The sequence below is a fragment of the Gilliamella sp. GillExp13 genome (assembly GCF_001690815.1).
Lineage (GTDB): Bacteria > Pseudomonadota > Gammaproteobacteria > Enterobacterales > Orbaceae > Gilliamella > Gilliamella bombi.
Window position 1 is genome coordinate 30,112 of sequence record NZ_LZHJ01000133.1, and the last position, 24,405, is coordinate 54,516.

The window sequence follows — 24,405 nt, forward strand, 5'->3', positions numbered from 1 at the left end:
TTAGAAAGCAAAAATCATTAGGATTTTAAGAATTAAATCAACTTTGTGATATATTTAAAACTTATTACGATATTAAAGTAGATTTAATATTTGAGCAATGATCAAATTATTAATAAAGAGATTATGAAGCGTCCAGATTATAGAGCATTACAAGCATTAGATGCGGTGATAAAGGAACGAGGATTTGAAAGAGCTGCTGATAAATTGTGTATTACACAACCAGCAGTTTCGCAACGTATCAAACAATTAGAAAGCTTTTTTGGTCAACAACTGCTAGTTAGGACCATTCCTCCGAAAGCAACCAAACAAGGTGAGCACCTGCTTGGTTTATTACATCAAGTTGAATTATTAGAACAGCAATGGTTAGGTGATAACGAGCAAAATGCCACACCGCTGTCGTTATCTATTGCGATTAATGCTGATTCTTTAGCAACTTGGTTTTTACCTGCGTTAAAACCAGTTTTAGATAAAAATATCTTACGTTTTGATATTCAAGTCAAAGATGAAGAACATACGTTAGAATTATTGCGTTTAGGGACTGTGGTTGGTGCGATTAGCATTCAAGCTAATCCTTTACCAGGTTGCTTGTCTGATTTATTAGGTGCTTTAGACTATATTTTTGTGGCTTCACCTGATTTTGCTAAAAAGTACTTTCCAACTGGGGTGACTCGATCATCTTTATTAAAAGCGCCTGCTGTTGCATTCGATCATTTAGATGATATGCATCAAGCCTTCTTACAAGAAAACTTTAACCTTACGCCAGGCAGTGTAATTTGCCATATCACTAGTTCATCTGAAGCTTTTGTGCAATTAGCTAAACAAGGTTCGGCATGCTGTATGTTACCAAAGTTGCAAGTTGAGCAAGAATTAAAAAATGGTGAATTAATTAACTTAACTGATGGGTTATATCAAAGACGTATGCTATATTGGCATCGTTTTGCTCCTGAAAGTAGTGTAATGCAAAACATCTCTGAAACCTTGATTCGTTATGCACAACAAACATTATCACAGCCTTAGGATTTAGATCACAAAGAATAAATATATTAAGTGATTTTTATACTGAAACACATACTTACCTGAAACTTTTTAACAAAATAAAGTCTATATTTAAAGAGCTGAAGATATGAGCCAATTAAAAAATGATCGTTATTTACGAGCTTTACAATGTTTGCCTGCAGACTATACACCAGTTTGGATGATGCGACAGGCTGGTCGTTATTTACCTGAGTATCGTCAATTAAGGTCAAAAGCGGGTGATTTTATGACGATGTGTCAAACGCCAGAATTAGCTTGTGAGGTCACCTTACAACCATTACAACGATTTGAGCTTGATGCTGCTATTATTTTTTCTGATATTTTAACAATCCCTGATGCTATGGGGCTTGGCTTATATTTTGAATCGGGTGAAGGACCTAAATTTAAAAAATCGATATCTTGCATATCAGATATTGAACAATTACCCATCCCAGATCCAGAGCAATCACTTAAATATGTGATGGATGCGATTCGATTAACAAAAAAAGAACTCAATGGTAAAGTTCCACTAATTGGTTTTTCGGGAAGCCCATGGACACTAGCCACCTACATGATTGAAGGAGGCAGTAGCAAAGCATTCACCAAAATTAAAAAGATGCTTTATAGTGAGCCCAAAGCGTTGCATCAACTACTTGAAAAACTCGCAAACAGTATCGCATTATATTTAAATGCACAAATTCAAGCGGGAGCACAATCGATTATGATTTTTGATACTTGGGGCGGCGTATTAAGTCATCAAAGCTATCAAACATTTTCACTTGACTATATGCAACAGATCTTATCGCAATTAAAACAAGGTAAAAAAAGTCAAGATATAACCTCGTACATTCCTGTTACTTTATTTACTAAAGGAGGAGGAATATGGCTTGATCGTATTATTAATACTGGTTGTGATGCGGTGGGAGTGGACTGGACTGTAAATTTAAGCCAGATTACTCAAAAAGGGAAAATAGCAGTACAAGGGAATTTAGATCCTTCCGTTTTATATGCAAGAAAGCAAACAATTGAATCTAACGTAGAGGCCGTTCTTAATGAATATGGCTATCACAATGGGCATGTTTTTAATTTAGGGCATGGTATTCACCAAGATATCCCTGTAGAGAATGTACAGCATTTGATTGAAGCGGTACATCGACTGTCAAAAAGGTTTCATCATGATTAAAAATCCTGTTCAATTAAGGCTAGAAAAGTTACCACAATGGAAACAACGTCTATTTATGGTCTGCTTATGCGAACGAATGTATCCCAACTTTGTTTTTTATTGTCATCAACAACAAAATGAAGATGATGCTAAAAATTACAAAAAAATACTAGATTTAGTTTGGGAATCGCTATTAGTTGAAGATGTAAAAATCAATTTTGATTTACAGCTTGAAAAATTAGAACTCATTATTCCAACTGTAACAGATGACAGTCCTTATATGGTTTATCCTGCCATCGATGCTTGTCATGCGCTTGGCGAAGTTTTGCACTCTTACTTGAGTGGTGAAATCGCCGAACATACCGCTAAAGTCAGTAGTATATCAGCAACTACTATTGCTGAATTTGAAATGACCAGAACAAATGTTACTCTTTCAGAAGATGAACAGCAAACTTTACCTAGTGTTATTGATGAATTTGATTTGCAGTGGGAAATATTTCGATTGCTACGCGAAGAAAATAATGAAATGAATGAGTTGATAAAAGGCTTGAAAGATGAAATTCGAGCAGCGGGAACTAGCAATATTGGTGTTTTTTTGAGCTATCAAGGCGTTTAAAGTGTAATTTTTAAAATTTTTATTAAATTTTTCTTTAATATTGGACAAATATAGACTACATTTAACAGCAATGTAATCTAAGCAACGTTTACAGTAACGAAGCTAGAATATTAAGTTTTATCTTCGTTTATAATGTTAACTTTAACAATAAAATAATATGTAAGGATATACCCATGAATAAAACAGAACTTGTTGACGCTATTGCTAGCAAAGCTGATATTACCAAAGTAGCTGCAAAAACGGCGTTGGAAGCTACATTAGCCGCTATTACTGAATCATTGAAAGCTGGTGAGCCAGTTCAATTAGTTGGTTTTGGTACATTTAAAGTTAATTCTCGTAAAGCTCGTACTGGTCGTAATCCAAAAACTGGTAAAGAAATTAAAATTGCAGCAAGTAAAGTACCAGCATTCGTATCAGGTAAAACTTTAAAAGAAGCAATCAAATAAGTTGCTCTTTCTTACTGTCAACTTGATTGATAGAAGTATTAGGTCATAGGGTATAGCCTTATGACCTTATCATCTCAATAAAAATACATTGTTTTAAGACAATTGCCTTCACTTTTCCATCTTGTTTATAAGTAGTATTAGAACCAAATTAGTATTATATTATTAATAATTTTAAGTGGTTATTTCAACCCATTTCGCTTGTAATATATCAATCAAATCTTGAGGCGCAATTTCTATTTCTAATCCTCTTCGCCCGCCTGATATAAACATTGTCGCGTGCTCACTTGCACTTAAATCAATGAGTGTGGGTAGTTTTTGCTTTTGACCGAGTGGACTAATTCCTCCCACCAAATAACCTGTTACCTTTTGAGCTAAATTAGGATCAGCTAAATCTATTTTTTTACATTTTAGTGCTTTTGCGACTTTTTTAAGATCCAAATGACTATCGACAGGCAATACACAAACCGCTAACGTCTTATTATTACCGTTTAAACTCACAACCAAGGTTTTAAATACCTGTGCTGCTGTAACATTCAAACTGGGATCAAGTTTATCAACCGCTTCTTGCCCATAGTTAGTTTGGTTGGGATCGTGTTTATATTGGTGGATATTAAATTTTATTTTTAACTTTTTAAGTAAATCAATTGCTGGAGTCATAGCTTATATCCAATAGATTTAGTTAAATCAAAATAGTATATGGCAAATGATATCCTTACCAAAATAGAGTTGGTAAGGAAATGAATAACAATTAAAGAATTAATTTGTGGTCTTCTTGATTTTTATTATCACTGTTAGGTGGTGCTACTGAGTTAGAGGAATTATTTGCCAGCGTATAAAGACGATAGAAAAAGCTAGTAACAAAAATATCAAAAAAGATACTACAGAAAGAGAAGATTGTATCAAGGACAAAATTGTCATTATCGAACGCAATAGCTAATTGAGCAAAAACCATCACAAATGCTAGGTAAATTAATACCATCAAAATAGCTGAGCGCCACTGTGTTTTTGATAACTGAATGCTTAATGAAAGTGAGTCAAGAATATTGTTTTGACCAGGTTCAACCAGCGAAGCAAAAAAGAAGTTACAAAAAATAATTAAAATCAGGATTGGAATCAGTAGTACTAAAAAAATTAATATAAAAATAAGTGCTTTAGGTAAAAGTAAATTTAAACTAATAAGCACTATAGATAACATAAATGAGACTAAAAATATAAAGACACCAATGATAAGATAAAAAAGAATAATTTTTAATGTATTTGATAACGCTTTAGACAGTAATAGATTTAAATTAAGTTTATCGCTGATATAAAGGTTAGAAATTGTTGCTATACTAATTGCTTTTGAAATAATTCCAATTAGTAATGCCAACATCACGAATAAAACATAGTTAGTTAAATTTCGTGAAAAATAGATTTGTTCGGCTAGATTTTGTTTGTCAAAGAAAGAATTAAAAAACGTATGAATTAAAGCTAGCGTTAGACTAACAAGAACAAATTGCGTAATGCGATTACGAATAAAATTGCGAGTTTGTGTAAAAGTTAAAGAAAAAGAGATTTTTTTTTGCATTTCTATGTAAGTTCCTTATATGTGGTAACTGGCTTAGTTACCACTATTATTTTTGAATGATTAAATTCGTAAATTAAGCTTGCAATAATGAAATATCAGCTACTTTCAAGAATAAGTTTTGTAGCTTTTTCAAAAGCGCTAATCGATTAAGTCTAATCTCTTCATTGTCAACCATAACCATGACTGAATCAAAAAATGCATTCACCGTCTCTTTTAATGACGATAATTCAATTAACGCATCTTGATAACGGCTTTCACTAAAGTAAGGTGAAAGTTTATTGGTTAAAATCGCCAATTTTTTAGCTAACTCGCCTTCAGCACCTGCTTCTAGCAAGGCTGCATTGATCTGCTCAGGAATAGTAACCTCAACTTTAGATAAAATATTTGACACTCGCTTATTAGCTTCGGCTAATGACGAGGCTTCGGGCAAGGTTCTAAAGTGAGTGACTGCCTTAACGCGTGCATCAAAATCAGCGGGTTTAGTTGGATTAAGTGCTAAAACTGCTTGAATCGTATCAATTGCAAAGCCTTGTTCTTGATACCAAGCTCGGAAACGACCCTGCATAAAATTAACAATATCGTCAACTATGTTTTTATTATTAAGCTTATCGCCATATAATGATGTGGCATAATTGGCTAATTCAACTAGATCTAAAGGCAGTGCCTTTTCAACAATAATACGTAAAACACCAATAGCCGCGCGACGCAATGCAAAAGGATCTTTATCACCTTTAGGATGCTGACCAATACCAAAAATGCCGGCTAAAGTATCCAATTTTTCAGCGATAGACACTGAACAAGAAACAGCAGTACTTGGTAATTCATCACCAGCAAAACACGGTTTATATTGTTCTTCAATGGCGGTTGCAACTTCAATACTTTCGCCATCTTTAAGGGCCAAATAACGCCCCATAATACCTTGTGTTTCAGGGAATTCAAAAACAGTATTAGTCACTAAATCGCATTTTGTTAATTTGCCCGCTCGTTTGGCTTGCTCAACATCAGCCCCAATTTTATCGGCAATAAAGCCAGATAACGACTCTATGCGAATTGCTTTATCCTTAACTGTTCCAAGCTGTTGCTGAAATAAAACTGTTTCAAGGCGAGGCAAACGGTCTTCTAAACGTTGTTTTAAATCAGTTTGATAAAAGAATTCAGCATCGGCAAGGCGAGGGCGAACTACTTTCTCATTACCCGAAATTACAACTTGTGGATCTTTTGACTCAATATTAGCCACAAAAATAAAGTTTGGTAATAATTTGCCTTGTTTATCATAAACAGGAAAGTATTTTTGATCGCCTTTCATGGTATAAACCAATGATTCAGCAGGAACCTCTAAAAATCGCTCCTCAAATTTAGCAGTTAACACAACAGGCCATTCAACTAGAGATGAAACTTCTTCAAGCAAATTATCTGTTAAATCCGCTTTACCATTTAATTTTGCAGCTTCTTCTTCAGCTTGTTGTTTAATAATAGATTTACGTTTATCGTAGTCAGCAATTACTTTACCGCGTTGTTCCAAAATTTCAGGATACTGGTCTGCATTATCAATAGTGAACTCTTGCTCACCCATAAAACGATGGCCACGAATAATGCGATCTGATTTAATCTCTAAAATCGTACCAGGCACAAGCTCATCACCATACAACATAGTAACAGTATGACATGGACGAATAAATTCAACTTGACGAGCTGCCCAACGCATTGGTTTAGGGATAGGTAATTTACTTAATGCGGTTTTAACCATATCACATAACAAATTAACAACTGGCTGACCTTTTTGATTTTGAGTATAAGAAAGCCATTCACCTTTATCGGTTTGTATACGCTCAGCCTGATCAACTGTAATACCACAACCACGAGCCCAACCTTCAGCAGCTTTAGTTGCATTGCCATTGGCATCAAAGGCTGCGCTGACCGCAGGACCACGTTTAACTATTTGACTATCGGGTTGCGTATCATTCAAATTCAAAACTTTTAATGCTAAACGACGAGGCGATGCATACCAAAGCACCTCACCATGTTCTAAATTGGCATTATCAAGCTGCTGTATAAAATTAGCCGCAAAGCTTTCTGCTAACGTGCGGAGTGATTTTGGTGGTAACTCTTCGGTACCAATTTCCACTAAAAATGTTTTTTGCATAATCTTCTAATTCCTACTTTGATGCACTTTCGTTAGATTGTGAATTTTGGCACATAGGGAAGCCAAGAGCTTCGCGAGATGCGTAATAGGCTTCTGCCACCATTTTGGTTAATGTTCTGATGCGCAAAATATAACGTTGTCGCTCAGTTACTGAAATTGCTTTACGAGCATCAAGTAAATTAAAACAGTGGGCCGCTTTTAAGATGCGTTCATAAGCGGGTAGTGGCAGTGGTTTTTCTAACTCAAGCAAAAACTTGGCTTCTTTTTCGTGTTGTTCAAAACAATAAAATAAAAATTCAACATTTGCATATTCAAAATTATAAGTGGACTGCTCAACTTCGTTTTGATGAAACACATCGCCATAAGTTGTTTTACCAAATGCACCATCACTCCAAACCAAATCATAAACACTATCCACGCCTTGAATATACATTGCTAAGCGTTCAAGTCCATAAGTGATTTCACCAGTAACTGGCTTACATTCAAGCCCACCAACTTGTTGAAAGTAAGTAAATTGGGTTACTTCCATACCATTTAACCAAACTTCCCATCCAAGCCCCCAAGCACCAAGGGTTGGGTTTTCCCAATTATCTTCAACAAAACGGATATCATTAACAGTTGGGTCAAGACCTAATTGTTTTAACGAACCTAAATAAAGCTCTTGAATATTATCAGGAGAAGGTTTTAAGATAACTTGAAATTGGTAATAATGCTGAAGCCTATTTGGGTTCTCACCATAGCGGCCATCGGTTGGGCGACGTGATGGTTGAACATAAGCCGCATTAATAGGTTCTGGCCCCAGCGCTCGTAGGCAAGTCATTGGGTGAGATGTCCCCGCACCAACTTCCATATCCAAAGGCTGAATCACAGTGCATCCCTGATTAGCCCAGTAGTCTTGTAACGTAAGAATTAACCCCTGAAAGGTTTTGACATTAAACTTTTGCATGATGTTATCTTTATGGTTGAATTGATATTTCGATAATTTAAATAGTGCTATATATTATACTTTTTATCAATACTTGTGAAATGCCTAATCAGGCTCTGCCTAATATTGAATAAATAATTGATTTTTCTACAAAAATAAAAATAAAATAAAATCAATACTCTACCTGAACGTTTTTTATGGAAAAGTAGGACAACATATAACCTTTTCTGATTAACATTAATTAATCGTTTAATATCAAATGAATAGACTATATTTTATTAGTAATATGTTATTTAGCTTATTTAATCGTTGGCAAAATATCCTCGATTTTTATGTATTATTTTTGTTGCCATTAGTTAAAAATTGACAAATTTCTTGTTGTGATTTGAGTGTTCTAATGTTTTGTAATATTTCTGACGCTTGAACATAGTGCTGTTTTAAATAAGCAAGCCATTGTTTGATGCGAGCAGAGTGATAAAGAGGTTTAGCATTATCAATAGATGATGTTGCATAGTGAATTAAAATTTCCATCACTTGTTGCCAATTTAATGCTGACTGTTTAGTTCGAATCATATTAGCTAGGTTTGGAATAGTTAAAATACCTCGCCCTAGCATAATGTCATTAGTTTGGCTTTGGCTTATGCAATTTTCTGCATCTGCAATAGAGAAAATTTCACCATTAGCAATAACAGGAGTTTTTAAGTGCTGTTTGATTTGGCCTATTGTTTGCCAATCTATTTTTTCAGTTTTATAGCCGTCTTCTTTGGTCCTTCCGTGAATTGCTATTTCGTTGGCTCCGGCAAGTTCAATTGCGTTGGCAATTTCGTGGCAATGTGATTTATTATCCCAACCTAAGCGAATTTTGACTGATAATTTATTTGTTGCACCTATAGCTTGTCGTACTTGGCTGATAATATTAAATATCTGCTCTGGATATTGTAATAAATAAGCGCCACCATGGCTGCCAACTACAGTTTTGGCAGGGCAACCAAAATTGATATCTATGCCATAAGAACCTAATTCGATAGCTTTAACGGCATTTTCAGCCATCCACTCTGGCGACTGTCCTAAAATTTGGACACGAACTGGCGTGCCAGATTTGGTTTTTCCATTATTGTAAAGTTCAGGACATAGGCGATAGAAAGTCCTATTTGATAATTTGTGATTGGTCACTCTGATAAATTCTGTAACACAATAATCAAATTGGTTAATTTCAGTTAAAAGTTGTCTGACTTGATAATCAAGTACTCCCTCCATAGGAGCTAAAATAATTCGATTAATTTTCATTGAGAAACCTGATTGGTATTACCATTACCACAAACAGGACAATTAGGTTGTTTGGTAAATTTAACTTGGCTAAACTCCATTGTCATTGTATCAATCATTAATACACGACCAATTAATGGTTTTCCATATTGAGTTAACACTTTTATCGCTTCTAAGGCTTGCATGGAACCAAACATTCCAACAAGCGGAGCCATGACGCCGGTCTCAACACAAGTGAGTTGATCTTTACCAAATAAGCGACTTAAACAGTGATAACAAGGTTCATTAGGTTGGTATGTAAATACACTTAATAACCCCTCCATACGGATTGCCGCTCCAGAAACTAACGTTTTTTTTACTTGAAAGCAACAGCGGTTAATTTGCTCTCGTGTCACTAGGTTATCCGTACAGTCTATGACAATATCATGTTGTTTAATAAGTGAAATAAGCTTATTATCATCAAGTCGCTGATTTACTGTTTCAATTAACGTATTGGCATTTATATTGGTTAAGGTCTCTTTTGCCACCTCGACTTTGTATTGATTAATAAAGCTTTCGGTATATAAGATTTGTCGATTTAAGTTGGATTTTGATATGGTGTCAAAATCAACTAACGTTAATTTGCCTAAACCTGATGCGGCTAAATAGAGTGATGCAGCGCAACCAAGTCCGCCTAAACCAATGATCAGTGCTGAACTGTTTTTCAATATTTGCTGTTTATCAATATCGAAATCACGCAATGTGATTTGTCTATCATAACGAAACAATTCTTGATCAGTAAGTTCTAGCATATTGTGCGATTATTATTGTGATTAATTATGAAAAAGCATTATAACAGAAACTTGGCACAACAATATGCCAAGCTATTAAGATTATTTGTCAAAGCCAGATAGAAAGGTTAAATATTCCTCTTTGGTCATTAGTGGTTTATATTCTGACATCAGCTTCTGTGCAGGTTTGGCATCATCATAAAGTAAATCAATAATTGTACATGCCATCATTTGCGCAGGACGGATGTAAGCCATTTCTTCATCAAATACCGTATAATCTTTACCATGTAAAACACCTCGAACTGAACCAATCCATGGGTGGCTAACAGGCATAATGTGAGATAAATCTCCAGTATCCGTACTACCTGTCATATGAGGCGCAATCCAAACATTATCAGCACCAATTAGATCTTGTGCATTACTTTGTAAAAAGTCATTAAGTGTTGGGTTGTTTTGCAAAGGTAAATAACCTGGTAGATCTTTAATTTCACACGTTGCCCCAACAGCCATTGCTCCAGCTTTTAATGCTTGATTTATTCGCTCATTGGCATCAATCATGGCTGGCACATTGCTTGCGCGCACATAGCTTTCCATTCTGACATCGCTTGGAACTACATTAACTAAATCACCACCTTGGGTAATAATTGGATGGAATCTAATGTAGTCTTTTTCTTGAAATGTTTCACGAATAGCATGCACCCCCATCATTCCCATCATCGCAGCATTTAAGGCATTGACGCCAGCATGAGGCGCTGCAGCTGCATGTGCTGCCTCACCTTTATATTTAATTAATTTTCCGATGAAACCATTGCTAGTTGTTGATATTTCGATAAAACCATTTTGACGTTCATTAGGTACACTAGTTAAATGTATTTGTAATGCCATATCAATATCGTCAAACTCGCCACGTGAAATTAACTCTGGTTTGCCACCAATATATTTGATTTTACCTTCTTCTATTAAGCGATTTCGATAAGTTATTTCAACATATTCTTCTGCTGGAACGGCAAATGGTACGACATCGCCAGCTAAAAATTGCATAGCCCCTGAATCAATTAATCCCATCGTTACTGCCATCATATTGGCAATTTGAGCATTATGTCCACAGCAGTGCGCAGCACCAGATGTTTCGTCAGCAGCAGGGTGATCTGCACAAATAATAGCATCAAGCTCGCCGATAACGGCAATGCTATAGTTGCTACCTTTTCCTCCTTTTAAACGACCTTTTACTCCTGTTATTGCTAATTTATTTTTAAATGGAACACCTAGTTTTTCAAAAGTTTGCTCAACTTTTTTGGCTGTTTTGTGTTCTTTATAACCAAGTTCAGGTTCTGCCCAAATTGATTCAGCAATTGCTTTAATATCAGCTTTACGGTTTGCAATTGCACTACAAACCTTTTTTTTAAGTTCTTCTTTTGTCATAAATTAAATCCTAGTTTAAATTAGATAACACCTTCCCAATGCAAGGTGATTTGAGCAATGATCGCTGCCAAAATAAAAGTGCCTGAAAATACAGCTAATGAAACAGGAATAATTCGCCATGAGATACTTTTAAATAATGCTAAATCTTTACCAATAGCCAATCCAGCATAAGCAAGCACTGGGGTACAAACCGCCAATAAAGACACCTTGTCAGTCAGTGAAACAACTTGTTCATGAAAAGGGAAAATAGGTGATGAAGCCACTGCGGCTACAATTGATACCCATAAAATGACCGGAAATTTGTTTAATACTGGAATTTTGCCAACAAAATAGCCAACAATTGATATAACAACTAAAATTGATAACGCTTCTAATGACAGTATAAAATCAATTTTGTAACCTACTGTATTACCAGCAGCCATAATAATGGCAACTAAGATCAGTAAAAATATTGTTTCTAAACTTTTCATTATAGTGCTCCTTCTTTGTTACGTCGTAAACGCGAAAAAATGTTATATAAGAAAGAGGCAAATGGTAGTGAAAATAATGTATAAATATAAATGCCAACAACACTCGACATTAAGTTTGCTGTTGTTGCATAGGCTTTGATTTCACTAGCCATTTCTGGATAAAGGTCACTTATTGGAGCAAGTGATGCCGCCATCATACTACCACTTCCAACCCCAGCTCCCATGGCTAAAGCATAAGGATGGAGAATATCTAGTTTTGCCATCACACTGGCTAGTATACTCATCCAAATAGCGCCATAAAGTGTGCCACAAACATACATCGCCATAACGCCTCGACCTTCAGCGGAATCCAATCCATATTTATCTGCAACAATTGCTATATTCGGTTCGCGAGCAACAGAATAAGTTGCACCTACAGCTTCACGTTTCATGCCTAATATCATTGCTAGTGGCAAACCCAATAAAATCGTACCAGCAAAATGGCCTAATTCCTGAAAAATTAATGCTAACTTAGCATCTTTTAGAATCATATCAATCTTAGGACCGACAGAAACGCCAAGCTTGGCAATAAGTAACATCAAAGTTACAATCATAATGGCGCTGGCATTATTCATATTGTTTAGTTTTAATATCTTTAATTTGGGAACACTTATTACTCCACCAATGATCATGGCGTATAACATCGGATACACTGCGATAATCCAAATAGACTGCTTACCGATAAACTCACATGCCAAAACAACGACTAATGCAAGTAAATGCACTTTATAATCTCGTAAAACTTTCATTCTTACTCCTTAATTTATTTAAAATATTTTTAAAGTATCGTTGCCCTAATGTATTTTTAAAATGATCTAAAGCCCATTGATGACCGATTGGATCAACGCTGGTTACAGCATTTTTCGCGTAATCGTAAATCAAGATCCGTCTCGCAAAAAGCTGAATAGTGGCGCTTATTTATCCAATAGATATGATTAGTATTTTTATATTTTTGATAAAGGTTATTTAAACTACCAAATAATTGTTGTACTAAAGTACCAATTATATTATGAGGCGGAAAAAGAGAATATTCAGGGTGAAATCTATCAGAAGGGTCATTAGAATCGATAGCAAAAACGACAAAATTATTATTTTTTATAAATGATTCTGCTACGTTTAGCATTTCTGCTTCAATTTTTTGACCAGCTAGGCCTGTAGTTAAAGCTCCATTATCAGCAACAAAATCATTCGTATAATCAATTGAAATTAACGCTTTCATATCAAGTAAATAAACTATTAAATAATATTAAAGCTTATTAATAAATATTTGATATGACAAGTTATTTTCAATAAGTAATTTGATTATATTTTTTATAAAATTAAGATCTAATTGGTATCTTTTTGAATTTAATTTATTTTATAAAAACTTTTATAAAGTAAATTTATTATCAAAAACTAACTATAAATAAATTAAATGAAAATTATTTTAAATCATGGTCTTTATACCCTGATAAATTGCTCTATAATAATTATTATTTTGCTAATAGTACACAGGATATTTTAATGAGAACAATTTATTGCGGACAACTCAATGCAAGTTATATTAATCAAGAAGTAACATTATGTGGTTGGGTCAATAAACGCCGAGACTTAGGCGGTATGATTTTTATCGATATGCGTGATCGTGAAGGTATTGTACAAGTTTTTTTTGATCCTGATTATCAACAAGCATATCAACTTGCTGGTGAACTTCGTAATGAATTTTGTATCCAAATTAAAGGCAAAGTAAGAGCTCGTCCGGAAGGTCAAATCAATAAAGATATGGCAACCGGAGAGGTTGAAATTTTGGCAACTGAATTGAAAATATTTAACCGTAGCGATGTATTGCCTCTTGATTTCAATCAAAACAACAGTGAAGAGCAACGTCTAAAATATCGTTATATTGACTTGCGTCGCCCTGAAATGGCAACGATCTTTAAAACGCGAGCTAAAATTACCGCATTTGTTCGTTCATTTATGAACGAACATGGTTTTTTAGATATTGAGACACCAATGTTAACCAAAGCAACTCCTGAGGGCGCACGAGATTACTTGGTTCCAAGTCGAATTCATAAAGGTGAGTTTTATGCGCTGCCACAATCGCCACAATTATTTAAACAATTGCTAATGATGTCAGGATTCGACCGTTATTATCAAATTGTAAAATGTTTTCGCGATGAAGATTTAAGAGCCGATCGTCAACCTGAGTTTACGCAAATCGATGTTGAAACTTCATTTATGACAGCAGAGCAAGTGCGTGATGTTATGGAGAAGATGATTCGTGAGCTTTGGTTACATGTGAAAAATGTGGATTTAGGTAAGTTTCCTATTATGACTTTTGCTGAAGCGATGCGTCGCTTTGGAAGTGATAAGCCTGATCTGCGTAATCCGCTTGAAATTATTGATGTGGCTGACTTGGTTAAAGATGTTGATTTTAAAGTGTTTTCAACACCAGCTAACGATCCGAAAGGACGCGTTGCATTGCTTTGTGTTCCAAACGGAGCACAATTAACACGTAAACAACTTGATGAATATACGCAATTCATTTCAGTTTACGGCGCAAAAGGTATGGCTTGGATTAAAGTTAATGAACGTTGCAAAGGGTTAGAAGGTGTACAAAGCCCAGTTGCTAAATTCTTTAATGAATTGCAAATGGAAGCACTGCTTAATCGTGCCAATGCTAAAGATGGTGATATTTTATTATTTGGTGCCGATAGCTATAAAGTAGTGAGTGATGCGTTAGGGGCTTTACGTTTAAAGGTTGGTAAAGATTTAGGTTTAACCGATGAAAGTAAATGGGCTGTACTTTGGGTTATTGATTTCCCGATGTTTGAAGAAACAGATGAAGGTTTAAGTGCTATGCATCATCCATTTACGTCACCAAAAGATTATACACCAGAAGAACTTCTGAATAATCCTGAAAATGCTGTTGCAAATGCTTATGATATGGTAATCAATGGTTATGAGGTTGGTGGTGGATCGGTTCGTATTCACCGTAGCGAAATGCAACAAGCCGTCTTTTCAATTTTAGGTATTAATGAACATGATCAACGTGAGAAATTTGGCTTTTTACTTGATGCATTAAAATATGGTACACCTCCTCATGCAGGATTGGCATTTGGATTAGATCGATTAAGTATGTTATTAACTGGAACGGATAATATTCGCGATGTGATAGCGTTTCCTAAAACTACAGCAGCAGCTTGTTTACTTACTGATGCTCCAAGCCCAGCCAATATTGCAGCATTGACTGAACTTGGTATTGAAGTAAATAAAAAATAGTGATATTTGATGCGAAAATTCAAAAAACCTGAATCTGTTCTGGTGGTGATTTTCTGCCAGATAACAAACCGTTGTCTTATGTTACAGCGCCAAGACGACCCATGTTTTTGGCAATCAGTAACAGGTAGTATGGAAAATAATGAGCTACCACGAGAAACAGCAATTCGTGAGGTTTTTGAAGAAACAGGCATTGATATTATAGGGCAAAATCTTGAGTTAATTGATGCAAAGTATTCCGTTGAATTTGAGATTTTCCCGCAATTTAGACATAAATATGCACCAGAAGTTAAGCTAAATAAAGAACATTGGTTTTATCTGCCTATTATTAATGAGATAATACCAGTACTTACTGAGCATTTAGATTATCAATGGTTAACAATTGATGAAGCAATCAATCTTACTTTATCTCCAAATAACAGTGAAGCTATTGGTAATATTCACAATTTGATTAAATCTAATTAAGAGGTTTGAAAATGAAATTAAGCCTATATGCCGTTGCGTTGTCCTGCTTATGTTTTTTTGTACCAACTTGTAATGCCGATATAAATATAACAAAGTGTCAACCTAATCAAAATGATTATATTATTTTTGATGAGTATGACGTTAAAATATCAGAGAAGATAATTGATTATAAATTACATGATCAACCTGAAAAACGTGAAAATAGTATTATTCAGATATTTGCTAATGAAAATAGTGATGATCGAAATGACTGGATAGCCTCGTTTCTATTTGATGATCAATCTGAACAATTTTTATTTTATCAAGCTGAGCAAGATAAATTTATTGAAATCGATAAAAAACAATTTGATGCCTTATTACCTAAAATAGTTGAGTGTAATCAAAATAAACAAGTACCTATATATAGTGAAAACTTTGATGCAGACTAGTTAAATATCAAAGCTACATTAGTATTAAGTATTAAAAATGATTTTAGGATTTGGTTAACTAAAGACTATTAAGTAACAGGGAGTAGTAATAAATGAATTTTTCAAATTTTAGAGATTTTTTAGATTATCTTGAACAACAAGGTGAATTAAAAAAAATTACTTTTCCTGTTAATCCTTATCTCGAAATGACCGAAATTGCTGATCGTGTTTTACGTAATGGAGGCCCTGCTTTATTATTCGAAAATCCGATTGGTTATGATATGCCTGTTTTATGTAATTTGTTTGGTACCGCTAAACGTGTTGCAATGGGAATGGGGCGTGAAGATACTTCAGCTTTGCGTGAAATTGGTGAGTTATTGGCATTTTTACGTGAACCGGAACCCCCTAAGGGCATACGGCAATTTTTTAATGTATTACCTAAGTATAAACAAGTACTAAATATGCCTGTCAAACATCGTTCTTCAGCACCATGCCAAGAGGTGATTTTTAAGGATGATGAGGTGGATTTGACTCGTTTACCTATTATGCATTGCTGGCCCGAAGATGTAGCACCTCTGTTATCTTGGGGACTGACTATTACTAAAGGTCCTTATAAAGATCGACAAAATGTGGGCATTTATCGCTTGCAACTTTTAGGAAAAAATAAATTGATCATGCGTTGGCTGTCACATCGTGGTGGTGCACTTGATTTTGCCGAATGGCAACAAGCACACCCAAACGAAAGATTTCCAGTTAGTATTGCTATTGGAGCTGATCCAGCCACCATTTTAGGTGCAGTGACACCAGTGCCAGATACTCTACCTGAATATGCTTTTTCTGGATTATTACGTGGTAGCCGAACAGAGGTAGTCAAATCGTTATCGAATGATTTAGAAGTTCCAGCTAGTGCAGAGATAATTCTTGAAGGTTATATTGATCCTAATGAGTTAGCATCAGAAGGTCCGTATGGTGATCACACAGGTTATTATAATGAAGTTGAGCAATTTTCCGTATTTACCGTAACGCACTTAACTCGCCGGAAAGATGCGATTTATCACTCAACTTATACAGGTAGACCACCAGATGAACCCGCAATCATGGGACTTGCTTTGAATGAAGTTTTTATTCCAATTTTACAAAAGCAGTTTCCTGAAATTGTTGATTTTTATTTACCGCCAGAAGGATGTTCATACCGTATTGCGATTGTTACTATTAAAAAGCAATATCCAGGTCATGCTAAACGAGTTATGATGGGAGTTTGGTCGTATTTAAGGCAATTTATGTATACCAAATTTGTAATTGTCTGTGATGATGATATTAATGCACGTGACTGGAAAGATGTAATGTGGGCTATTTCGACACGTATGGATCCTCATCGGGATACGACTTTTATTGATAATACACCGATCGATTATTTAGACTTTGCTTCACCTGTATCAGGATTAGGATCTAAAATGGGTTTAGATGCTACCAATAAATGGCCAGGTGAAACAAATCGTGAATGGGGAAAGATAATTAAGAAAGATCCAAAAGTCATTGCCCATATTGACGAAATTTGGGATGAGTTAGGTTTATAGAATTATCTTTAATCAATATTAATTGTATAAATAAAATAGTCCAAATAAGAATTAAACAAAAACTATTCCCTTATATTGCATTTATGTATAATTATTAAAATTGCTATAATAATTAAAAAATATGAAAAAAATTCAAATATTGTTAGTACTATTGTTATCTATTTCTTATAGTGCAATGGCTACAAATTATAAGACGCAATCAGATGATACTCAATTAAAGCTTAAAGCGTCAGATTCATTGCTCCCTTCTTTACGTTTGTCTGCAGAAAAAGGGAACTCAGAAGCTCAGTACTCATTAGGAAATATTTATAAACAAGGATTAGGTGTTGAGGTTAGTGATGTTCGAGCTTTTTTCTGGTATAAAAAAGCGGCTGAACAAGGGCTTGCCAAAGCACAAAATAATTTAGCATTTATGTACCAAAGTGGTTTAGGTACTGAACCTGATTTAAATGAAGCATTTAAATATTTTAAATTAGCGGCAGATCAAAATTATGCATTAGCTAAATATAATTTAGCTTTAATGTATAAAGAAGGCAATGGAGTAGAAAAAAACATACCGACTGCGATTGATTATTTTACACAGGCTGGTGATGAAGGTATTTATGACGCTTATCTAAATCTTGGTATTATGTATTTTTTTGGTGATGGCGTAAAAGAAGATCGCATGACGGCAGCTGATTGGTTTAGTAAAGCAGCTAAAGATAATATTCCAGAAGCACAATATTATTTGGGGTTAATGTCTGAAAATGGCGATGGTTTAACCCAAGATTATGTGGCAGCTAGCTATTTTTATACACAAGCGGCAGAGCATGGCCATGTATTAGCGATGTACAATTTAGCAATTATGTATGTAACAGGTACAGGAACTAAACCGGACAATACGCAAGCGGCATATTGGTTCACTAAAGCCGCTGAAGCTGGTAATGCTGATGCTCAATATAATATTGGTGTGATGTATGATGTAGGTGGAGGAGTGCCTAAAGACGAGGAAAAAGCCGTTGAATGGTATCTAAAAGCTGCAGAGCAGGGCAGTGTTGATGCTCAATATAATTTAGGTGTTAAATATCTAGAAGGTGAAGGTACGGATAAAGATCAAGAGCGTGCTATTTATTGGTTTACTAAAGCTAGCGAGCAAGGAGATCAAGACGCTAAAGCTTATTTAGAACAATTATTACCAGAAAATTAAAAAAGGCATTAGCCTTTTTTAATTTATCCAGAGTTTCTCATACCCGCTGCGATTCCTGAAATGGTGATCATTAGCCCTTGTTCAACTATGATGTTTTTATTATCATTATCGTTGTTTTTTCGTGAACGACTCAGTAACTCTACTTGTAACAAGTTTAATGGCTCAATATAAGTATTACGTAAGGCCACCGACTGCGCTATCCAAGGTAAATCAGCCATTAGGCTAATATCATCAGTAATAGTTAATACTGTATTGATATCTTGGGTTAGCAAATTTCTTAATTCTTCACCTAATGGCCATAATGCAGGATTGACTAAACGTTGTTCGTAATATTGGTGAATATTTGGTGCAGATTTTGCGTAAACCATTTCAAGCATACCTAATCGGGCATTAAAGAAAGGCCAATTGTGGTACATCTCTTTAAGAATGTTTTGTCTGCCTTCTCCAATAACAGCTCTAAGTGCACTACCTGCTCCGAGCCAAGATGGCACCATTAAACGGTTTTGTGTCCAAGCAAAAATCCAAGGAATAGCACGTAAACTTTCAATCCCTCCACCTGTTCGGCGTTTTTGTGGCCTTGAGCCTAGTGGTAATCTGGCTAATTCAACCTCTGGTGTTACTGCTCTAAAATAATCAACAAATTCAGAACGTTCTCGTACATAACTACGATAACAATGGCATGAAATTTCTGACATTTCATCCATAATATTGCGCCATTCCTGTTTAGGTGCTGGTGGTGGTAATAAGTTGGCTTGTAAAATAGCTGAGGTATAAAGCATGAGACTACTGAGAGCAACCTCTGGCAGACCAAGTTTAAAGCGGATCATTTCTCCTTGTTCAGTAACTCTAAGTCCTCCTTTTAATGATCCAGGTGGTTGCGAAAGCAGTGCGGCATGAGCTGGTGCGCCCCCTCGACCAATTGATCCTCCTCGTCCATGAAATAACACCAAATTGATATTATATTTTTCAAATAAATTAACTAATTCCTCTTGTGAGCGATATTGTGCCCAAGACGCGGCAAGAGTGCCAGCATCTTTAGCCGAATCAGAATAACCTATCATCACCATCTGTTTACCTTGAATTTTATTGTAATACCAAGGGATATCCAGTAGTTTTTGCATGACAGATTTAGCATTATTCAAGTCCTCTAATGTTTCAAATAACGGTACTATGGGAATGTGTTTTTGGCAGTCGACGATTTTTAATAATAGATAAACCGCTAAAATATCAGAAGGTGCTTTGGCCATTGAAATTACATAAGAAGCAATTGATTCATCGCCCGCTTTTTTTATTACACGACAAGTGTCTAATACTTCTTGAACCATTTGATCTGGTTGCCAGCTGTAAGGTAATAATGGTCGATTTGATTGTAATTCTGCTAATAAAAACGCTTGTTTTTCTTCTTCAGACCATTGAGCATAGCTACCTAAATTAAGTTCTTTGGTTAATGCGTCGAGCGCTTCTGTATGTACTGAACTGTCTTGACGGATATCTAATCTGACTAATTGTAACCCAAAGCTTTTTATACGACGCAGTGTATCTAACAATGGCCCATGAGCAATTGTTGACATTCCATTATCAATTAACGATTCATAACATACATAAAGCGGATTCCATAACTGCTCATTTTTAGTCAAAATATCGCAAGGTGCTAATATAGGTTCATTATTCAATAAAGCTTCAATATAGTTGTGAGTTTTAATTAAACGTATTCGTAACTGCTTCATTACAGCTCGATATGGCTCTGAAACGTTTTTGTTTTTTTCATCTAACAGTTCAATGACCGAATTACTGCATTCCGTCATTGAAAGCTCACGAACAAGTATTTGAATGTCAGATAAAAATAACTCAATTGCCTTTAATCTGGCTTGTAACATGACTTTTTCTGTTACTTTTGCTGTGACATTTGGATTACCATCACGATCTCCCCCCATCCATGAGGTAAATCTAATAGGGACATGATCAACCGATAATTGTTCATCAAACGCATCAACTAATTGGTCATTAAGTTCACGTAAAAATAGCGGTACGCCATTCCATAAGCTATCTTCAATGACTGAAAATCCCCATTTAGCTTCATCAATCGGAGTAGGGCGTTTTTTGCGTATTTCATCAGTATACCAAGCCTGACAAACTAATTTCTTCAAACGTCGCATAATACGCTCAATTTCGTAGTCAGCTAAATCATCATGGTCCAGTTGTGATAGACAGTTATTTATAGCTGTATAAGTGTTAATCATCGTTCGGCGATTGATTTCGGTCGGATGTGCGGTTAACACTAATTCAATTGATAAATCATTAATTGCTTTTGTAATAGTTTGATTTGAAAAATTAAGGTTTTTTAGTGTGCTAAATAATTCGGTCATTTTTTTAGGGCTACTAGACGCTTCCCCATGGGGTGAAATACCATAATACTCAGCAGCTGTATTGACCAAATTCAAAAATTGATTAAATGCCCGTGCAACATGTAATAAATCGTCATCGTTAAGATTTTCAATTAATTTAAGTAACTCATTATGAGCTTGAGTATCTCCTTGTTGAGCTGATTTTGATAATTGTCTTATCATTTCAACTAAATTAAATGTTTCATTGCCTGTAGCACGTTTGATCGCATTGCCTAGTAAAGTACCTAACATATTGACATTACTTCTCATTGATGAGTATTGGTTATTCATGATTTTCTCGTCTTCGATTTTATTATGCCTAAGCACCTTTAAGCTGTATGAATCAAAATGACAATTTAATGGGATAGGTATAATGTTGATTAATGTGCATAAGTTATACTTTATTACAATTTAATTTTGAATTTAAATAATAAAATTTTATGGTTTTTATTTTTTTTAGTTGTTTTAATTATATCTAGCATGAAAAATTAGACTTCGAATGTTTATTTAATATTAGAAATATTCATCAGAAAACTTATTTAACAGGATTATTTTTTATGAATACAGTACTAAACTGTATCTTGATATCATTTGGGTATATACTAGCTATATTATGAATACACATTGGATTATTTAATGATTGCTGTTTTTTATATCGCGTCGATTATTGCTGTCGTTGCTAGTATAAAAGTAATTAGTAGTTTACGTGTTGATAAAGCAATTTTATATCTTGTTATTTCACTTTTTGCTTCAGCATTAATATTTATTCTACTTAATACATATTATTCAGCTATTTTATATATTTTACTGTTTATTGGTGGATCGGTAACTCTTTTTTTACTTGTCGCTTCAATTTTGAAAATTAAAGATGATAATGTTGAAAACCACAAACAGGGAATTAGTCCTAAAATCTGGTTAGGTCCACTTGTCTTAGCGTTTGTATTATTAGTCGCCCTAATTTATAGTGTAGTAAGTACTGACTATTCAGAACTGAAAGAGTCTCATGAATTAATGCATGAAATGTCTAAATATGCATACATTTTGATAGCTGAATTGGCACTGTTTTTACTATTGGGCGCAGTTGTGATTGCTTATCATTTTATGCATCGGCTTATGTTGGAGAAATAATATGATTCCACTCATACATAGTCTTATTCTTGCTTCTATTTTATTTGTGATTGGTTTGTTAGGAATAATGATTCGACGCCATTTCTATTTTTTATTACTTAGTCTTATTATTATGAATAATGGGGTTATAGTTGCGTTGTTTGCAGCAAGTAGCTATTGGCAACAATCTGATGGGCAAGTACTTGCTATTTTAGCAGTAATAACTGCCTTAGCCGAAGTGTGTGTCGGTCTTGCATTGATGATAAAACTATTTTACCGTCGAAAAACATTTAATATTGACTCATTGAGTGAAATGAAAGGATGAATTTACTTTATTTAACTATTATTGTTCCCTTATTTTCTTTTTTAGTATTGGTGAGCTTAGGGAGACATATCAGATCAATTAATGTGATAATTATTGGTATTACTACTATGCTGATAATAGCATTAATTACTGTATTTTCTTGTATCGATTTTAGTTCAAATACAGTACCTGATATGACCTTAGTTTACACTCGACCACTGTGGAATTGGTTTTCGGTAGGTGACTTTTCAGTACCTATTTCCTTAACCTTGGATGGATTATCATTAACCTTTTTAGCGTTGATTTCATTTTTTGGTTTTTGGGTATATTTTTTTGCAGCTTGTGATTTAACTTCAAAAAAAGATATTTATACCTTTTATGCTTACAGTAATTTATTGATTGCTAGCATATTAACTATAATATTGGTCAATAATTTGTTTGTTATGCTAATGGGTTGGGAAGGTTTGAGTATAAGTGCTTACTTGCTCATTGGTATTTACTATAAACAGCCTCGTAATGGTTATGCTGCAGTTAGAGCATTTGTGATTATGCATTTAACTGATATTTTTCTAATTATTGGTATATTTTTACTGTATCAAACTCTAGAAACATTAAATATCCGTGACGTTTTGACGCAAGCACATGATAATTTGGCTGTTGATTCTGATATCATATTTTGGATTACTCTAATGCTATTTCTTGGGGCAATGGGCAAGTCGGCATTATTTCCTATGCATTCATGGTTTGCTGAAACAACATTAGCTCCAATGCCTGCGATGGCTTTATTGCAATCTTCAACAGTAATTTTAGCTGGTGTGTATTTAGTTTTAAGACTTAGTGATTTGTTTATGATGTCGAGCGATGTTCTTGCTATTATAGCAATGATTTCATCATTGACTATATTATTTGCTAGCACCATTGCATTAGTGCAGTATGATATTAAACGAATTGTTACATATATTAATTTAACGCAAATTAGCTATTTATTTTATGCTTTTTCAACAAAAAGTTGGAGTTTATCTCTTAATTGCTTAATTAATTATGTCGTAACAAGCACATTGCTAATTTTAGCTTCATCTATTTTAATTAAGAAATGTCAAGGTGAACGAGATATCAGTAAACTAGGTGGTCTAATTAAAACGTTTCCGATGTTATATGCGATATTTTTGTTAATCATGCTATCACTTAGTGCTATGCCTTGGGTTTCATCATCATTTTATATTAAAGGCGATATCATATTGGGTTTAATGACTCAAGATAAATTGATATTAGGAACCATTGGTTTGTTTGGTATTTTACTTTCTAGTTTGGGTATTTGGCGCTTAATTTCAATGGTTTTTTATCGTAAACAAAAACAGTATGATTTTACTAAAACCAAGTGGTTAAGTTATTTACCAATTTTCATCTTATTAATATTTACTACAGCTTTATTTATCTATTTCCCATTACCAACTCAAGGTATTATTCCGATAGCTGAGTTAGATACTAATGGGCAGTTACCTTTTCAGCTACTGCTAGCAGCAGTGACTGGATTGAGTTTTTTGATTGCTTATATTTTATATGCTCATCCAAATAGCGAAGTACAAGAAATTCTAAATACACCAATGGTTAAATTCCTTTTACGTTTATGTAATAGTGATTGGCATTATGATTATTTATTGCATACTTTATTTGTTAAACCTTATGTCTATTTAGCCCATTTTTTGAAAAAAGATCCACTAGCTTTTTGGGATAATTGGATAATGAAGGGGATCAAAAAAGTAAACGCGTTCACCGTTGATCTAGAAAATGGGCAAATTCGGTGGTATATGGTTTCGATGGTTATAGGTAGCATTTTCATATTAATGCTACTGATTTTTATTTAATAAAGGTGTAAT

General features: G+C 34.5%; 22 protein-coding genes and 1 pseudogene. 12 read left to right on the forward strand and 11 right to left on the reverse strand.

Annotated elements, in window-relative coordinates:
- The first annotated feature begins 123 nt into the window (after positions 1-123).
- From A9G37_RS09645 to A9G37_RS09660, 4 genes are all read left to right on the forward strand, one after another.
- Positions 124-1,017 (forward strand): LysR family transcriptional regulator ArgP, encoded by an 894-nt coding sequence (locus tag A9G37_RS09645; RefSeq protein WP_034912338.1) that lies wholly within the window; start codon positions 124-126, stop codon positions 1,015-1,017.
- A gap of 106 nt (positions 1,018-1,123) precedes the next feature.
- Positions 1,124-2,197 carry a uroporphyrinogen decarboxylase gene (gene hemE / locus A9G37_RS09650; RefSeq protein WP_034912343.1) on the forward strand — a complete coding sequence of 358 codons (1,074 nt, stop codon included), beginning with the start codon at positions 1,124-1,126 and terminating at the stop codon, positions 2,195-2,197.
- Positions 2,190-2,792 (forward strand): YjaG family protein, encoded by a 603-nt coding sequence (locus tag A9G37_RS09655; RefSeq protein ID WP_034912347.1) that lies wholly within the window; start codon positions 2,190-2,192, stop codon positions 2,790-2,792. The genes hemE and A9G37_RS09655 overlap by 8 nt, the downstream gene beginning before the upstream one ends.
- Before the next feature lie 173 nt (positions 2,793-2,965).
- A complete protein-coding gene (locus A9G37_RS09660) occupies positions 2,966-3,238 on the forward strand; it encodes an HU family DNA-binding protein (protein WP_034912351.1) in 273 nt (90 codons plus the stop codon).
- Between the two features lie 171 nt (positions 3,239-3,409).
- On the opposite strand, the gene ybaK is transcribed toward A9G37_RS09660, so the two are convergent.
- The 10 genes and pseudogenes from ybaK to A9G37_RS09710 form a co-directional block, all read right to left on the reverse strand.
- The gene (gene ybaK, locus A9G37_RS09665) at positions 3,410-3,895 is read right to left on the reverse strand and encodes a Cys-tRNA(Pro) deacylase (protein ID WP_034912354.1); all 486 of its coding nucleotides are present in this window, start codon (positions 3,893-3,895) and stop codon (positions 3,410-3,412) included.
- Between the two features lie 91 nt (positions 3,896-3,986).
- Positions 3,987-4,805, reverse strand: coding sequence for a hypothetical protein (locus tag A9G37_RS09670; protein ID WP_034912356.1), 819 nt, complete (start codon positions 4,803-4,805; stop codon positions 3,987-3,989).
- Positions 4,806-4,878: 73 nt separating this feature from the next.
- A complete protein-coding gene (gene glyS, locus A9G37_RS09675) occupies positions 4,879-6,951 on the reverse strand; it encodes a glycine--tRNA ligase subunit beta (protein ID WP_065575374.1) in 2,073 nt (690 codons plus the stop codon).
- A 10-nt stretch (positions 6,952-6,961) separates the two neighbouring features.
- A complete protein-coding gene (gene glyQ, locus A9G37_RS09680) occupies positions 6,962-7,894 on the reverse strand; it encodes a glycine--tRNA ligase subunit alpha (RefSeq protein WP_034912362.1) in 933 nt (310 codons plus the stop codon).
- A 309-nt stretch (positions 7,895-8,203) separates the two neighbouring features.
- On the reverse strand, positions 8,204-9,160 hold the full coding sequence (gene dusC, locus A9G37_RS09685) for a tRNA dihydrouridine(16) synthase DusC (RefSeq protein ID WP_034912366.1): 957 nt from the start codon (positions 9,158-9,160) through the stop codon (positions 8,204-8,206).
- Entirely contained in the window at positions 9,157-9,930 is a 774-nt protein-coding gene (locus A9G37_RS09690) for a molybdopterin-synthase adenylyltransferase MoeB (protein WP_034912372.1), read from the reverse strand. Before A9G37_RS09690 ends, dusC begins: the two co-directional genes overlap by 4 nt.
- Positions 9,931-10,011: 81 nt before the next feature.
- Positions 10,012-11,331 (reverse strand): amidohydrolase, encoded by a 1,320-nt coding sequence (locus A9G37_RS09695; protein ID WP_065575375.1) that lies wholly within the window; start codon positions 11,329-11,331, stop codon positions 10,012-10,014.
- A gap of 20 nt (positions 11,332-11,351) precedes the next feature.
- Positions 11,352-11,801, reverse strand: coding sequence for a hypothetical protein (locus A9G37_RS09700; protein ID WP_034912382.1), 450 nt, complete (start codon positions 11,799-11,801; stop codon positions 11,352-11,354).
- Positions 11,801-12,589 carry a DUF3100 domain-containing protein gene (locus A9G37_RS09705; protein ID WP_034912385.1) on the reverse strand — a complete coding sequence of 263 codons (789 nt, stop codon included), beginning with the start codon at positions 12,587-12,589 and terminating at the stop codon, positions 11,801-11,803. Before A9G37_RS09705 ends, A9G37_RS09700 begins: the two co-directional genes overlap by 1 nt.
- Positions 12,567-13,059, reverse strand: a pseudogene (locus A9G37_RS09710) (cysteine hydrolase family protein). Before A9G37_RS09710 ends, A9G37_RS09705 begins: the two are co-directional and overlap by 23 nt.
- A gap of 284 nt (positions 13,060-13,343) precedes the next feature.
- On the opposite strand from A9G37_RS09710, the gene aspS reads away from it, so the two are divergent.
- The 5 genes from aspS (at position 13,344) to A9G37_RS09735 (ending at position 18,733) form a co-directional block, all read left to right on the forward strand.
- Positions 13,344-15,101, forward strand: a complete 1,758-nt coding sequence (gene aspS, locus A9G37_RS09715; protein ID WP_034912388.1) for an aspartate--tRNA ligase — start codon at positions 13,344-13,346, stop codon at positions 15,099-15,101.
- Positions 15,102-15,110: 9 nt separating this feature from the next.
- On the forward strand, positions 15,111-15,563 hold the full coding sequence (gene nudB, locus A9G37_RS09720; protein ID WP_065575376.1) for a dihydroneopterin triphosphate diphosphatase: 453 nt from the start codon (positions 15,111-15,113) through the stop codon (positions 15,561-15,563).
- Positions 15,564-15,574: 11 nt separating this feature from the next.
- The gene (locus A9G37_RS09725; RefSeq protein ID WP_034912393.1) at positions 15,575-15,991 is read left to right on the forward strand and encodes a hypothetical protein; all 417 of its coding nucleotides are present in this window, start codon (positions 15,575-15,577) and stop codon (positions 15,989-15,991) included.
- 92 nt (positions 15,992-16,083) lie between these two features.
- Positions 16,084-17,547, forward strand: coding sequence for a 4-hydroxy-3-polyprenylbenzoate decarboxylase (gene ubiD / locus A9G37_RS09730; RefSeq protein WP_034912396.1), 1,464 nt, complete (start codon positions 16,084-16,086; stop codon positions 17,545-17,547).
- Between the two features lie 121 nt (positions 17,548-17,668).
- On the forward strand, positions 17,669-18,733 hold the full coding sequence (locus A9G37_RS09735; protein ID WP_034912401.1) for an SEL1-like repeat protein: 1,065 nt from the start codon (positions 17,669-17,671) through the stop codon (positions 18,731-18,733).
- 23 nt (positions 18,734-18,756) lie between these two features.
- Here A9G37_RS09735 and ppc read toward each other — a convergent pair whose 3' ends face one another.
- Positions 18,757-21,408, reverse strand: coding sequence for a phosphoenolpyruvate carboxylase (gene ppc / locus A9G37_RS09740; RefSeq protein WP_065575377.1), 2,652 nt, complete (start codon positions 21,406-21,408; stop codon positions 18,757-18,759).
- A gap of 345 nt (positions 21,409-21,753) precedes the next feature.
- Between ppc and A9G37_RS09745 the strand changes: the two genes are divergently transcribed.
- Genes A9G37_RS09745 through A9G37_RS09755 form a run of 3 tightly spaced genes read left to right on the forward strand, consistent with a single transcriptional unit; the run spans position 21,754 to position 24,393 of the window.
- Complete coding sequence (locus A9G37_RS09745) at positions 21,754-22,245, forward strand: NADH-quinone oxidoreductase subunit J family protein (RefSeq protein WP_034912407.1); 492 nt, start codon at positions 21,754-21,756, stop codon at positions 22,243-22,245.
- 1 nt (position 22,246) lies between these two features.
- Positions 22,247-22,549: an NADH-quinone oxidoreductase subunit NuoK gene (gene nuoK / locus A9G37_RS09750; RefSeq protein ID WP_034912410.1), complete on the forward strand. Its 303-nt coding sequence runs from the start codon at positions 22,247-22,249 to the stop codon at positions 22,547-22,549.
- Positions 22,546-24,393 (forward strand): NADH-quinone oxidoreductase subunit 5 family protein, encoded by a 1,848-nt coding sequence (locus A9G37_RS09755; RefSeq protein ID WP_065575378.1) that lies wholly within the window; start codon positions 22,546-22,548, stop codon positions 24,391-24,393. The genes nuoK and A9G37_RS09755 overlap by 4 nt, the downstream gene beginning before the upstream one ends.
- Positions 24,394-24,405 lie beyond the last annotated feature (12 nt).